This is a genomic window from Micromonospora salmantinae (genome assembly GCF_022230905.1).
GTDB lineage: Bacteria > Actinomycetota > Actinomycetes > Mycobacteriales > Micromonosporaceae > Micromonospora > Micromonospora salmantinae.
In genome coordinates this window covers 124,281-136,622 of the sequence record NZ_JAKKFG010000044.1, presented here as the reverse complement: position 1 = coordinate 136,622, position 12,342 = coordinate 124,281, and the positions used below count along the sequence as shown (strand labels likewise).

The 12,342-nt window shown below is 71.5% G+C and carries 13 protein-coding genes; 8 read left to right on the top strand and 5 right to left on the bottom strand.

The genetic code is table 11. The features are described 5' to 3' along the window. Position 1 precedes the first annotated feature (1 nt). The gene (gene hemE, locus PSH03_RS28245; RefSeq protein ID WP_238690910.1) at positions 2 to 1,153 is read right to left on the bottom strand and encodes a uroporphyrinogen decarboxylase; all 1,152 of its coding nucleotides are present in this window, start codon (positions 1,151 to 1,153) and stop codon (positions 2 to 4) included. A gap of 138 nt (positions 1,154 to 1,291) precedes the next feature. Between hemE and PSH03_RS28240 the strand changes: the two genes are divergently transcribed. From PSH03_RS28240 to PSH03_RS28205, 8 genes are all read left to right on the top strand, one after another. Then, positions 1,292 to 1,864 (top strand): DUF3000 domain-containing protein, encoded by a 573-nt coding sequence (locus tag PSH03_RS28240; protein WP_091400652.1) that lies wholly within the window; start codon positions 1,292 to 1,294, stop codon positions 1,862 to 1,864. 95 nt (positions 1,865 to 1,959) lie between these two features. After that, positions 1,960 to 3,291 (top strand): ribonuclease D, encoded by a 1,332-nt coding sequence (locus PSH03_RS28235; protein ID WP_238690909.1) that lies wholly within the window; start codon positions 1,960 to 1,962, stop codon positions 3,289 to 3,291. A gap of 232 nt (positions 3,292 to 3,523) precedes the next feature. Continuing rightward, positions 3,524 to 4,720, top strand: a complete 1,197-nt coding sequence (locus tag PSH03_RS28230; RefSeq protein WP_238690908.1) for a thiolase family protein — start codon at positions 3,524 to 3,526, stop codon at positions 4,718 to 4,720. Next, positions 4,717 to 6,777, top strand: a complete 2,061-nt coding sequence (locus tag PSH03_RS28225) for a 3-hydroxyacyl-CoA dehydrogenase NAD-binding domain-containing protein (protein WP_210785187.1) — start codon at positions 4,717 to 4,719, stop codon at positions 6,775 to 6,777. The genes PSH03_RS28230 and PSH03_RS28225 overlap by 4 nt, the downstream gene beginning before the upstream one ends. A gap of 171 nt (positions 6,778 to 6,948) precedes the next feature. Beyond that, complete coding sequence (locus PSH03_RS28220; RefSeq protein WP_210785186.1) at positions 6,949 to 7,767, top strand: hypothetical protein; 819 nt, start codon at positions 6,949 to 6,951, stop codon at positions 7,765 to 7,767. Between the two features lie 191 nt (positions 7,768 to 7,958). Continuing rightward, complete coding sequence (locus PSH03_RS28215) at positions 7,959 to 8,267, top strand: ArsR/SmtB family transcription factor (protein ID WP_238690907.1); 309 nt, start codon at positions 7,959 to 7,961, stop codon at positions 8,265 to 8,267. Further along, entirely contained in the window at positions 8,264 to 8,740 is a 477-nt protein-coding gene (locus PSH03_RS28210; RefSeq protein WP_210785185.1) for an SRPBCC domain-containing protein, read from the top strand. Before PSH03_RS28215 ends, PSH03_RS28210 begins: the two co-directional genes overlap by 4 nt. Further along, the gene (locus tag PSH03_RS28205) at positions 8,737 to 9,363 is read left to right on the top strand and encodes a dihydrofolate reductase family protein (protein WP_238690906.1); all 627 of its coding nucleotides are present in this window, start codon (positions 8,737 to 8,739) and stop codon (positions 9,361 to 9,363) included. The genes PSH03_RS28210 and PSH03_RS28205 overlap by 4 nt, the downstream gene beginning before the upstream one ends. A 123-nt stretch (positions 9,364 to 9,486) precedes the next feature. Here the strand turns inward: PSH03_RS28205 and PSH03_RS28200 are convergent, their stop codons facing one another. The 4 genes from PSH03_RS28200 to PSH03_RS28185 form a co-directional block, all read right to left on the bottom strand. Next, the gene (locus tag PSH03_RS28200; protein ID WP_238690905.1) at positions 9,487 to 9,906 is read right to left on the bottom strand and encodes a VOC family protein; all 420 of its coding nucleotides are present in this window, start codon (positions 9,904 to 9,906) and stop codon (positions 9,487 to 9,489) included. After that, a complete protein-coding gene (locus PSH03_RS28195) occupies positions 9,903 to 10,307 on the bottom strand; it encodes a VOC family protein (RefSeq protein ID WP_210785182.1) in 405 nt (134 codons plus the stop codon). The genes PSH03_RS28200 and PSH03_RS28195 overlap by 4 nt, the downstream gene beginning before the upstream one ends. A gap of 161 nt (positions 10,308 to 10,468) precedes the next feature. Continuing rightward, the gene (locus PSH03_RS28190) at positions 10,469 to 11,644 is read right to left on the bottom strand and encodes a sensor histidine kinase (protein WP_210785181.1); all 1,176 of its coding nucleotides are present in this window, start codon (positions 11,642 to 11,644) and stop codon (positions 10,469 to 10,471) included. Then, positions 11,641 to 12,309: a response regulator transcription factor gene (locus PSH03_RS28185; protein ID WP_210785180.1), complete on the bottom strand. Its 669-nt coding sequence runs from the start codon at positions 12,307 to 12,309 to the stop codon at positions 11,641 to 11,643. The genes PSH03_RS28190 and PSH03_RS28185 overlap by 4 nt, the downstream gene beginning before the upstream one ends. Positions 12,310 to 12,342: the final 33 nt, after the last annotated feature.

The following is a 12,342-nucleotide window of genomic DNA, read 5'->3' as shown; positions in this document are numbered from 1 at the left end:
GTCAGCCCTGGTCGGCTCGGCGGCTGGACAGCTCGTGCACCAGCGCGACCACCCGGGTCAGCACCTCCGGGTCGGTCTCCGGCAGCACCCCGTGGCCGAGGTTGAACACGTGCCCGGGAGCCGCCCGGCCCTGCTCCAGGATGCGGCGCACCTCGGCCTCGACGACCGGCCACGGGGCGAGCAGCACGCACGGGTCCAGGTTGCCCTGCACCGCCTTGTCCGCGCCGATCCGGCCGGTGGCCACGTCCAGTGGCGTACGCCAGTCGACGCCGACCACGTCGGCCCCGGCCTCGCCCATCGCGCCGAGCAGCTCGGCGGTGCCCACCCCGAAGTGGATCCGGGGCACCCCGGCATGCGACGGCTCCGGCTCGGCGCGTCCGTCGCCGCGCCCCGACCCGGAGCGGTCGTCGACCAGCCCACTCAGCACTGCTGTCGAGTGCGGCAACACGAAACGGCGGTAGTCGGCCTCGGAGAGCGCGCCGGCCCACGAGTCGAACAGTTGCACGGCGGAGACGCCGGCCTCGATCTGCACCCGCAGGAAGGCCAAGGTCACCTCGGCCAGCCGGGCGCAGAGCGCGTGCCACAGCTCCGGGTCGCCGTACATCAGGGCCTTGGTCTTCGCGTGGGTGCGCGACGGCCCGCCCTCGACCAGGTAGCTGGCCAGCGTGAACGGCGCGCCGGCGAAACCGATCAGCGGGGTGTCGCCCAGCTCGACCACCAACTGCCGGACGGCCTCGTCCACGTACGAGACGTCGTCGCGGGTGATCTGGCGGATCCGTTCCACGTCGGCGGCGGTGCGGATCGGCTCGGCCACCACCGGGCCGGTGCCCGGCACGATGTCCAGGTCGATCCCGGCCGCGGCGACGGGCACCACGATGTCGCTGAACAGGATCGCCGCGTCCACGCCGTGCCGGCGCACCGGCTGGAGGGTGATCTCGGTGACCAGATCCGGGCGGCGGCAGGACTCCAGCATCGGCACGCTCGCCCGGATCTCCCGGTACTCCGGGAGGGAACGGCCGGCCTGGCGCATGAACCAGACCGGGGTGTGCGGGACGGGCCGACGTCGGCAGGCCCTGATGAAGGGCGAGTCGGCCGGTCCGCCGGGGCGGGAATCTCCGTCTCGGGCGACAGTGCCCGTGGTGTCCGTGGTCATCGCCGCAATCGTGCCACGCCCGCCACCCCCAACCGGGTGGGGGTGAGAGGAAGGGCACCGTTCCTTACGCCCCGGTGCCCTTCGTGAGCGTCGGCGCGCCGTCGAAGCGGGCGACGGACGGCGGCATAGGCTGCCGACATGGCCCCCCCGATCGCGCTCCCGGAGACGTTCGCCCGCGCGGTCGCCGGGCTGCGGTCGGCCGCCCCGCGGCCGGAGATCACCCTGGAGGAGGTCGGCGCCCCCCAGCGGCTGGCCCCGTACGCGTTCGCGCTCGCCGCGACGGTGCTGCGCGACGACGACGAGGTGGCGACCGGCCGACTGATCCTGCTGCACAACCCGGTCGGGCACGAGGCGTGGCAGGGCACCCTGCGGCTGGTCACCTACGTGACCGCCGAGTTGGAGGTCGATCTGGCCGCCGACCCGCTGCTGCCCGGGGTCGGCTGGACGTGGCTGACCGACGCGTTGGACGCCCAGGACGCCGGCCACCGGGCGATCGGCGGAACGGTGACGCAGACCATGTCGACCCGGTTCGGCGATCTCGCCGGGCCACCGACAATCGGTGACATCGAGATCCGTGCGTCCTGGACGCCGATCGACGACGACCTGACCCCACACCTGCTCGGCTGGTGCGCGTTGCTCGCCTCGACCGCCGGCCTCCCCCCACCCGGCGTCACCGCCCTCTCCGACCGCCGCCCGGCCGGCGCAGCCTGACGTTCGGCCCTCGGGAGGACACTTTGCGGACACCTGATCGACACACGCCGGACCGGCTGCACCCGCCGGATCTCCGCGCGCACTAGGGTTGGCAGGTGACCGACGAACCACCCCTGCGCCGTCGGCCCACCGAAGAACTTCCGGGAAACGCACCCCAGCACCCGCCGTCGGCCCAGCCGCAGCCGGCGGGCGAGGGGGCCGACCCGGCCGACGGTGGGCCCGTTCCGCTGATCGCCCCGCGTGACGGCACCCCCGATCCGGTGGCCGCCCCGGCCGAGCTTGCCGAGGTCGTGGCCCGCTTCGCGGCGGGCACCGGCCCGGTCGCCCTGGACGCCGAACGGGCTTCCGGCTACCGCTACAGCCAACGCGCGTACCTGGTGCAACTGCGCCGGGCCGGTGCGGGCACGGCACTGATCGACCCGCTGCCCCTGCCCGACCTCAGCGCGCTGGACGCGGTGATCGGTGAGGCCGAGTGGGTCCTCCACGCGGCCAGCCAGGATCTGCCCTGCCTGGCGGAGGTGGGGTTGCGTCCACGCCGCTTGTTCGACACCGAGCTGGCGGCTCGGCTGGCCGGCTTCGAACGCGTCGGGCTGGCCGCGCTCACCGAGCAGCTGCTCGGGTTCACCCTGGAGAAGCACCACTCGGCGGCCGACTGGTCGAGCCGACCGCTGCCCGAGTCGTGGTTGACGTACGCCGCCCTCGACGTGGAGCTGCTCACCGACCTGCGCGACGCGCTCGACGCCGAGTTGACCCGGCAGGGCAAGTCGGCCTGGGCCGCGGAGGAGTTCGCCGCGCTGGTCCGCACCGGGGCACGCCCGCCCCGGGTTCGGGCGGAGCCGTGGCGGCGTACCTCGGGCATCCACCGGCTGCGGGGGGCGCGGGCGCAGGCCCGGGTCCGCTCGATGTGGTATGCCCGGGACCAGATCGCTTCCCGGCGGGACGCCGCTCCGGGTCGGGTGCTGCCCGACTCGGCGATCATCGCCGCGGCCGAGTTGGACCCGAAGGACGAGAAGACCCTGCTGACCCTGCCCGGTTTCGGTGGTCGGTCGGTCCGTCGACTGGCCCGCACCTGGCTCGCCGCGCTCGACGACGCGCGGCAGCTGCCGGAGGATTCGCTGCCGGTTTCGCCGGCAGTGGAGGGCCCGCCCCCGCCGCACCGATGGGCCGAGCGGGACCCGGTGGCGGCCGGTCGGCTGGCCCGCTGCCGGGAGGTCGTGATCCGCATCGCCGGCGAGCACAACCTTCCGCCGGAAAACCTGATCACTCCGGATTCGGTCCGCCGGCTGGCCTGGACCCCGCCCGAGGAGATCACCGAGGAGTCGGTGGCGGAGACCCTGCGTGGCCTCAACGCCCGCGAGTGGCAGATCGGCCTCCTCACCCCCGACCTCACCGAAGCCCTGACCCCAAAAACCCCACCCCCCTCCTGATTCACCCCTCCCGCTGTTGATCATGAAGTTATTGCCGCACGCACCGGCGTGTCTCGGCAATAACTTCATGATCGACCGTAGGCGGGTGTGGGGTGGGCCACAGGCGGGGGTGGGGACGGGGTTGGTTACTGGCGAGTAGCATCCGAGGGAACGTGCCCGTGTCGGCGACCCTTGTTCGGTCCGACGTGCCGCCCGGCGCGAAGGCCGAATCACGGTCGAATAGGAGGCTCAAGTGCCCCGTGAAGTTCGCGACGTCGTCTTCGTCGACGGCGTCCGTACCCCGTTCGGCAAGGCGGGTGGCATGTACGCCAACACCCGCGCCGACGACCTGGTGATCCGCTGCATCCGGGAACTGCTGCGTCGCAACCCGCAGCTGCCCCCGGAGCGGGTCGAGGAGGTCGCCATCGCGGCCACCACCCAGATCGGCGACCAGGGCCTCACCATCGGCCGCACCGCCGCCCTGCTGGCCGGGCTGCCCAAGACCGTTCCCGGCTTCGCCATCGACCGGATGTGCGCGGGGGCGATGACCGCGGTCACCACGGTGGCCAGCGGCATCGCCATGGGCGCGTACGACATCGCCATCGCCGGTGGCGTCGAGCACATGGGCCGCCACCCGATGGGTGAGGGCGTCGACCCCAACCCGCGCATCATCGCGGAGAAGCTGGTCGACCCGTCCGCGCTGGTGATGGGCTCCACCGCGGAGAACCTGCACGACCTGGTCCCGCACATCACCAAGGCACGCACCGACGCGTTCGCGCTCGCCTCGCAGCAGAAGACCGCCAAGGCGTACGCCAACGGCAAGCTCCAGGACGACCTGGTGCCGATGTCGATCCGCGACGCGGAGGGCGGGTGGGGTCTGGCCACTGTGGACGAGGCCCCGCGGGACACCTCGCTGGAGAAGCTGTCCACCCTGAAGACCCCGTTCCGCCCGCACGGCAAGGTCACCGCGGGTAACGCGGCCGGCCTGAACGACGGCGCCACAGCGAGTCTGCTGGCCGACGAGGCCACCGCCCGCGAGCTGGGCCTGCCGGTCGCCATGCGGCTGGTGTCGTTCGGCTTCGTCGGAGTCGAGCCGGAGGTGATGGGCGTCGGCCCGATCCCGTCGACGGAGAAGGCGCTGCGCCTCGCCGGGCTCAGCATCGACGACATCGGCCTGTTCGAGCTGAACGAGGCGTTCGCCGTGCAGGTGCTCGCCTTCCTCGACCACTTCGGCATCGCCGACGACGACGCGCGGGTCAACCCGTGGGGCGGTGCGATCGCCATCGGTCACCCGCTGGCCTCCTCCGGCGTACGGCTGATGACGCAGCTGGCCCGCCAGTTCGCCGAGCACCCCGAGGTCCGGTACGGCCTCACGGCGATGTGCATCGGCATCGGCATGGGCGGCACGGTCATCTGGGAGAACCCGCACTGGGAGGGTGGCAACAAGTGAAGGCACCGAACGAGGTCGTCACCCGGGCGCTGCTGCGCCAGGTGAACGTGCCGGGGCTGGACCGGCCCGCCGCCCTGATCACGCTGGACAACGGCTTCGACCACACCAAGCCGAACACCTTCGGCCCGGGTGGGTTGGCCAGTCTGGACGAGGCGATCACCGCCGCGCTCGCCGCCGACCCGGCGTTCATCGCGGTCACCGGCAAGCCGTACATCTTCTGTGTGGGCGCGGACATCGTGGGTCTGCCGCAGCTCGCCGACCGCGCGCAGGCGCTGGAGATCGGCCGGCTCGGCCACCGGGTCTTCGCCCGGCTCAAGGACAGCAGCGTCCCCACCTTCGCGTTCGTCAACGGCGCGGCGATGGGCGGTGGCCTGGAGCTGGCGCTGCACTGCCACTACCGGACGCTCTCCGGCGGTGCGGCGGCCCTCGCGCTGCCTGAGGTCTCCCTCGGTCTGGTGCCCGGCTGGGGCGGCACCCAGCTGCTGCCGAACCTGATCGGCATCCCCGCCGCGACCCAGGTGATCATCCAGAACCCGCTGATGCAGAACAAGATGCTCAAGCCGAAGCAGGCGGCCGAGCTGGGCATCGCGGACATCCTGCTGGAGCCGGCGGACTTCCTGGAGCGGTCCCTGGAGTGGGCTGCCGGCGTGGTCCGGGGTCAGGTCACAGTGACCCGACCCGAGGTCGACAAGGACATGTGGGCGGGCGTGCTCTACTTCGCCCGCGAGACGCTGAACCAGCGGCTGCACGGCGCGGTCCCGGCCGCGTACAAGGCGCTCGACCTGCTGGAGACGGCGAAGGACGGCGACTTCGCCGCCGGCACCGCCGCCGAGGACGAGGCCCTCGCGGACCTGGTCTTCTCCGAGGAGCTGCGCAGCGGCCTGTACGCGTTCGACCTGGTGCAGCGGCGGGCCAAGCGCCCGGCCGGCGCACCGGACAAGGGCCTGGCTCGCACGATCACCAAGGTCGGCATCGTCGGCGCGGGCCTGATGGCCAGCCAGCTGGCGCTGCTGTTCGCCCGCCGCCTCCAGGTGCCGGTGGTGATGACCGACCTCGACCAGTCCCGGGTGGACAAGGGCGTCGGCTACGTGCACACCCAGATCGAGAAGGCCGTCACCAAGGGCCGGATGGACAAGGGCACCGCCGCCAAGCTGTACGGCCTGGTCAGCGGCACTGTCGACAAGAGCGCCTTCGCCGACGCGGACTTCGTCATCGAGGCAGTCTTCGAGGACCTGGGCGTCAAGAAGCAGGTCTGGGCCGAGTTGGAGAAGATCGTCTCTCCGGAGGCGGTGCTCGCCACCAACACCAGCTCGCTGTCGATCACCGAGATGGCCGCCGAGTTGGAGCACCCGGAGCGGGTGGTCGGCTTCCACTTCTTCAACCCGGTGGCGGTGCTGCCGCTGCTGGAGATCGTCCGGGGCGAGCGCACCGACGACGTCACCCTGGCGACCGCGTTCGCCGTGGGCAAGCAGCTCAAGAAGTCGAGCGTGCTGGTCAAGGACGCTCCGGCGTTCGTGGTGAACCGGCTGCTCACCCGCTTCCTGGGCACCGTCTTCGCCGCCGTCGACGCGGGTACTCCGCTGGACGTGGCGAACAGCGCACTGGACCCACTGGGCCTGCCGATGCGTCCGCTCGCCCTGCTCCAGTTGGTCGGGCCGGCCGTCGCGTACCACGTGGGCGGCACCCTGCACGCCGTGTACCCGGACCGGTTCTCCGTCAGCGAGAACCTCAGGCGGATCGCCGACTCGGGCCAGCCGCTCGTGGTCGACGACCAGGTCAACGAGGAGGTCGCCAAGCTGCTCGTGGTCGGTGACCAGCCGCTGACCGCCGAGCAGGTACGCCAGAACGCCCTCGACGCGCTCGCGCAGGAGATCCGGCTGATGCTGGACGAGGGTGTGGTCGCCGAGGCACAGGACATCGACCTGTGCATGATCCTGGGCGCCGGCTGGCCGTTCCACCTGGGCGGCGTCACGCCGTACCTGGACCGGACCGGCACCTCCGAGCGGGTCACCGGTCAGCGGTTCCTGCCGCGCGGCGCGGCGAGCCTGCCGGCCTGAGAAAAGCGCAGTACCACCGTCGCGGTGGTCGGGCCGTCCCTCGTGGACGGGCCGGCCACCGCGACCGTTTGTGATCGGTCGATCGCCGGGTGGGGCTCGCCGCAGGGACAACGGCGGGCTCCGCACCGGGTTAGGATCACGCGTTTTGCACACCCATCTTGGAGCTGACTGATGTCCCAGCCGCCGGCCAATCCCTACGGCCCGCCGCACGATTCCCCCGACCCGTCGCAGCAGCCGGGCCAGCAGCCTGGCGGTTGGCCGCCGCCGCAGCAGCAGGGACAGCCGCAGCAGCCCGGTGGTTTCCCGCCCGCGCAGCCTGGCTTCCCGCCCGCGCAGCCGGGTTTCCCGCCCGCGCAACCGGGTCAGCCGTACGGTGACCCGAACCTGGCCGGCGGCCCTCCGCCGGCGAAGAAGTCGAACGTCGGCAAGATCGTGCTGATCGTGTTGGCCGTGGTGCTGGTGCTCTGCGTCGGCGGCGCGGCGATCACCTGGCTCGTCGTCAAGGACGACGTGGGTGCCGTGGTGGACGCCAGCAAGACCCGGGTGGTCGCGCCGGCCACCCTCGCCGACCGGCCGAAGCTCACCAACCCGGAACTCCTGACGGCCGCCGAGCAGGCGGTCGCCGGGATGAAGACGGCGGCGGGGAACGAGACCAGCACGGTCGCCGCCTTCTACGGCGACCCGACCAAGCAGGACCTCGTCATGATCGCGGGCGTGTCCGGGCTGCTGTCGGACCCGAAGAAGGAGCTCGACGCCTATGTGGACGGGCTGTCCAAGCAGCTGACTGTGGACAAGATGACGGCCGTCGACGCCGGCCCGCTCGGCGGTGAGGCGCGCTGCGGCGACGGCAAGGCCGATACCGTGCCGCTGGGCATCTGCGTCTGGGCCGACCGGGGCAGCCTTGGCATGGTGGTGATGTACTTCAAGTCCGCCGACCAGGCGAAGGCCGAGTTCATCACGATCCGGGGCCAGGTCGAGCAGCAGTCCTGATCCGTACGCGACCGGGGCCCCGGCCACCCTCGGGTGGCCGGGGCCCCGCTGCTGTCCTGAGGCGCGTCGGACCAGCCGCCGTCGCTACGGCAGCCACCCCCTGAGGCCCGCAAATACTTTGCCCTTGCGCTAAGTGTCACCCCGGGGTAACACTTAGCCTTATGGCACAGTATTCGGCGCAGCTCGACGGCGTGTTCGTCGCCCTCGCTGACCCGACCCGGCGCTGGGTCATCCGACGCCTCGGCCACGGTCCGACGAGCGTCGGCGACCTCGCCCGCGAATTTCCGATGACCCTTCCCTCGTTCATGAAGCACGTGCAGACGCTCGAATCGAACGGACTGATCCACACGACCAAGTCCGGCCGGGTGCGCACCTGCGTGCTCAACCGCGAGCGCCTCGCCGTCGTCGACGACTGGCTCGCGGAGCAGCGCCGGATCTGGGAAGAGCGCACGGATCGCCTGGAACGCCTCGTCACCGATCAGCAGGAGAACCAGCAATGAATCCCGACCTGGACCTGACCATGGCGCGGGTCATCCGCGCCCCTCGCGCCGCCGTGTGGAGCGCCTGGACCGACCCGTCCCGCTTCGAGAAGTGGTGGATACCGGCACCGGCCCTGTGCCGCGTCGATCGTTTGGACGTCCGGCCCGGTGGGGCGCTAGTGACCCGGCTGAGCGAGGACGGGGTGGAGTTCGTCCCGCACCTCGACGCGTGCTTCCTCGTCGTCGACGACCTGGAACGGATCGTGTTTACCAACGTGATCGACAGCGCCTGGCGGCCTGCACACCCAACCCCGGTCCCGATGACCGCGGAGATCACCATGAAGGACCATCCGGACGGCACGGACTACCGGATCATCGTCCGCCACGGTGATCCCGCCGCTCGTGACCTTCACGAGAAGATCGGCTTCGCGGACGGCTGGGGCTCGGTCACCGAACAACTCGCCGGGCTCGCCGAGAGCCAGGGGGCGCTGTGAAGATCGTCCTTACCGAGTTCGTCACTCTCGACGGCGTCAGCCAGGGGCCCGGCTCGCCGACCGAGGACACCAGCGGCGACTTCACCCGGGGCGGCTGGCTCGTGCCCTACCTGGACGAGGTCTTCGTCCGCCGGACCTCTGACTGGTTGGGTCTCGCCGACGGTCTGCTGCTCGGACGGCGGACCTACGAGGCGTTCGCTCGCGACTGGCCGCGGATCACCGACCCGGACGATCCGTTCACCGAACGGATGAACTCACTACCGAAGTACGTCGTGACCAACACCCTGGCGGAAGGTAGCTGGCACCCGACGACGGTGCTCCACGGCGACCCGATCCACACCGTCGGGGAGCTCAAGGCACAGCCAGGACGGGAGCTCCAGATCCACGGCAGCGCACGACTTGGCAAGGCTCTGTTGTCAGCCGGCCTCGTCGACACACTCCGACTCGTCGTGGCCCCCACCGTGGCCGGTTCCGGGCGGCGGCTGCTCGACCATCCGAACGCATCCGTCGGCCTCCGGCTGGTTCATCACGAAGCGACGGCGAAGGGCCTGCTCCTGCTCGAGTACGAGCATGTCGGCGCCGCCCCGGTGGCGGAGTACGAGGGCGCGACGGCCTTCGTCTAGTCACCCGCGCCACGGCACGGCCCGGCCACGGCCTGAATCTCGCGGCCAGGTTCCGCCCCGGCAGCGCGGCACCGGGCACCGGCCACGCGAAGGTGGCCGGTGCCCGGTGCCGTACGTCGACGGTCAGGCCGGTTCGGCTACCGCTGCCGCGGCCCGCGCCGCTGCGGCGGCCGCCCGCTCGGCGGCGTTGCCGAGCACGCAGAACTCGTTGCCCTCCGGGTCGGCGAGCACCACCCAACCACCACCGGTCGGGCCGACGTGGTCGGCGACGAGCGTCGCGCCGATGCCGAGCAGCCGCTCGACCTCCTCGGCCCGGGTACGGTCAGCGGGTTGCAGGTCCAGGTGCAGCCGGTTCTTCACCGTCTTGCCCTCGGGCACCGCGATGAACAGCACCTCCGGGCCACCCGGCGGCAGGAGCATCGCCTCCGGGTCGCCGGGGAAGTCGTCGGGCTGCCGTGGGCAGTCGAAGACCTGCGCCCAGAAGCCGGCCAGGGCGTACGTGTCGTGACAGTCGATGCTGATGTTGTGGATCGTCGAACTCATGCTTGGTCCTCCACAGTCGTGTCGACCCGCTCCCCGGCGCTGCGGACCACGCAGAACTCGTTCCCCTCCGGGTCGGCCAGAACCGCCCAGCCCGTCCCGTCGGTGCGCCGCTGGTCGGTGATCATGGTGGCCCCGAGGCCGAGAACCCGCTCGATTTCCTCGTCGCGGGTCCGGTCGACCGGTTCCAGGCAGATGTGGAGCCGGTTCTTGGTCACCTTGTCCTCCGGCACCGCTTGGAAGAACATGTTCGGAGTGGCACCGTCCGGCGGCAGCAGGGCAGCTTCCGGGTCACTCGGAAGGTCCTCCGGGAGCCGGGCGTAGCCGAGCACCGCCGACCAGAAGCCGGCCAGGGCGTACGTGTCGTGACAGTCAAAACTGATGTTGCGGATCCGTGGATACACGGGTGTTCCCTCCGTGCGGGATGGGACGCTCCGCTTCCGGGAGTCAGCCGGCGCAGACCCGGGGCGCGGAGTCATGATTGGCGGACATCGACGCACCCCCCTTCGCTTCTTGGGCTGACGCGGCGATCTTGCCATCGGCCGAGCCTCCTCCGCAACCCCGTTCAGCCGGGGCTGGGCACCGCGCCGTTGACCACCGGGGCGTCCGACGACGGCAGGGTGACAGTCACCTCCAGGCCGCCGCCGGGCTGCGCGACCACCCGTACGCTGCCGCCGTGCGCGGCGCAGACCGCCCGGACGATGGACAACCCGAGGCCGGAGCCACGGGCTCCGGTGCGTTCCCGGCCACCACGGCGGAACGGCTCGAACAGCCCCGGCACGTCGGCCTGGTCCACCTCGAAGCCGGTGTTCCCCACCACCAGCCAGGACCGGTCACCGTCGGTCCCGGTACGCACCCAGAGTCGACCGTGCAGGTGGTTGTAGCGGACCGCGTTCTCGATCAGGTTTCCGGCCAGCCGGTCGAGCAGCCCCGGGTCACCGACGACCGGCGCGGACTCCAGCGACGTCTGCACCCGCAGGCCGATCCGTTCCACCTCGCGGCGCATCGCCGACAGCGCGTTGGCGGTGCCCGCGGCGAGGTCACACTCGGTACGCCGGCCCAGCTGCCGCCCCGCCTGCGCCTCGCTGCGGGCCAGCACCAGCAGCGCGTCCACCAGGCCGTTGGCCCGCTCGGAGGCGTCGCGGACCACTGTCGCCATCCGGCGGTACTCGGCGGTGTCCGCGTCGTCGTCGCTGAGCGTCACGTCGATCTCCGTCCGCATCACGGCGAGCGGGGTACGCAGCTCGTGCGAGGCGTTCGCCACGAAACGCTTCTGGGCCTCGAAGGCGGACGCGATCCGGTCCAGCATGGCGTCGAACGTCTTGGCCAGCTCGGCCACCTCGTCGTCGGCACCCGAGTAACCGATCCGCTGGTCCAGGGTCGCCTCACCGAGCCGCTGGGCGGTCGCCGTGACCTGGTGCAGAGGGCGCAGCGCCCGACCGGCCACCGCGTACGCGCCGGCCACCCCGACCACGCTGATCGCCAGCAGCGCGACCAGGCCCTTGGCCAGCAGCTCCCCCGAGGCGGCGTCGACCAACTGCCGCTGCCACTGGGCGGCGTCCATCTGCCGGCCGTCGGAGAGCAGCACGATCGTGCCGGGCACCAACTCGTCGGTGGGGCGCAACGCGTCGCGGACCAGCAGCCAGGCCAGCAACACCAGGATCGCTCCGGCCCCGATCAGCAGCACCCCGTTGAGCAGTGTCAGCCGCAGCCGCAGGGTGGGTCGCAGCCGCCGGCTCATGCGCTCACCTCGGCGGTGCGGTAGCCCGCCCCGACCACCGTCTCGATCAACGGCGGGTCGCCGAGCTTCTTGCGGAGCGTCATCACAGTGACCCGGACGATGGTGGTGAACGGGTCGGTGTTCGCGTCCCAGACCCGTTCCAGCAGCTCCTCACTGGAGACCACCGCGCCACGCGCCTTGAGCAGCTCGCAGAGCACCCCGAACTCCTTGTTGGTGAGGTCCACCGGCACCCCGGCGCGGGTGGCCACCCGGCGGGCCGGGTCGAGCACCAGGTCGGCCAGTTCCAGCACCGGCGGCGCGGCCGGGGTGGCCCGCCGGCCCAGCGCCTGCACCCGGGCGACCAGCTCGTCAAAGGCGAACGGTTTGGGCAGGTAGTCGTCCGCGCCGAGCTGCAACCCCTCCACCCGATCGGCCACGGTGCCACTGGCGGTGAGCATCAGCACCCGGGTCAACGCGCCGGAGGCCGCCAGGTCGGCGCAGATCTGGTCGCCATGCACACCCGGCAGGTCGCGGTCGAGCACCACCACGTCGTACCGGGTGATGAACGCCGCCTCGTGGCCGGCGTCGCCGTCGTACGCCACGTCGACCGCCATCCCCCGCTTGCGCAACCCCCGTGCGATCGCGTCGGCGAGGTTGCGCTCGTCCTCGACCACCAGTACCCGCATCCCGGCCTCCTCGCTGCTGACCACCGACAACCT

What these genes read in the sequence shown, in the direction of transcription:
- PSH03_RS28185 (WP_210785180.1), bottom strand. Translation starts at nt 12,309, where the DNA reads ATGCGGGTACTGGTGGTCGAGGACGAGCGCAACCTCGCCGACGCGATC.
- PSH03_RS28200 (WP_238690905.1), bottom strand. Translation starts at nt 9,906, where the DNA reads ATGAGTTCGACGATCCACAACATCAGCATCGACTGTCACGACACGTAC.
- PSH03_RS28210 (WP_210785185.1), top strand. Translation starts at nt 8,264, where the DNA reads ATGAATCCCGACCTGGACCTGACCATGGCGCGGGTCATCCGCGCCCCT.
- PSH03_RS28220 (WP_210785186.1), top strand. Translation starts at nt 6,949, where the DNA reads ATGTCCCAGCCGCCGGCCAATCCCTACGGCCCGCCGCACGATTCCCCC.
- PSH03_RS28190 (WP_210785181.1), bottom strand. Translation starts at nt 11,644, where the DNA reads ATGAGCCGGCGGCTGCGACCCACCCTGCGGCTGCGGCTGACACTGCTC.
- hemE (WP_238690910.1), bottom strand. Translation starts at nt 1,153, where the DNA reads ATGACCACGGACACCACGGGCACTGTCGCCCGAGACGGAGATTCCCGC.
- PSH03_RS28240 (WP_091400652.1), top strand. Translation starts at nt 1,292, where the DNA reads ATGGCCCCCCCGATCGCGCTCCCGGAGACGTTCGCCCGCGCGGTCGCC.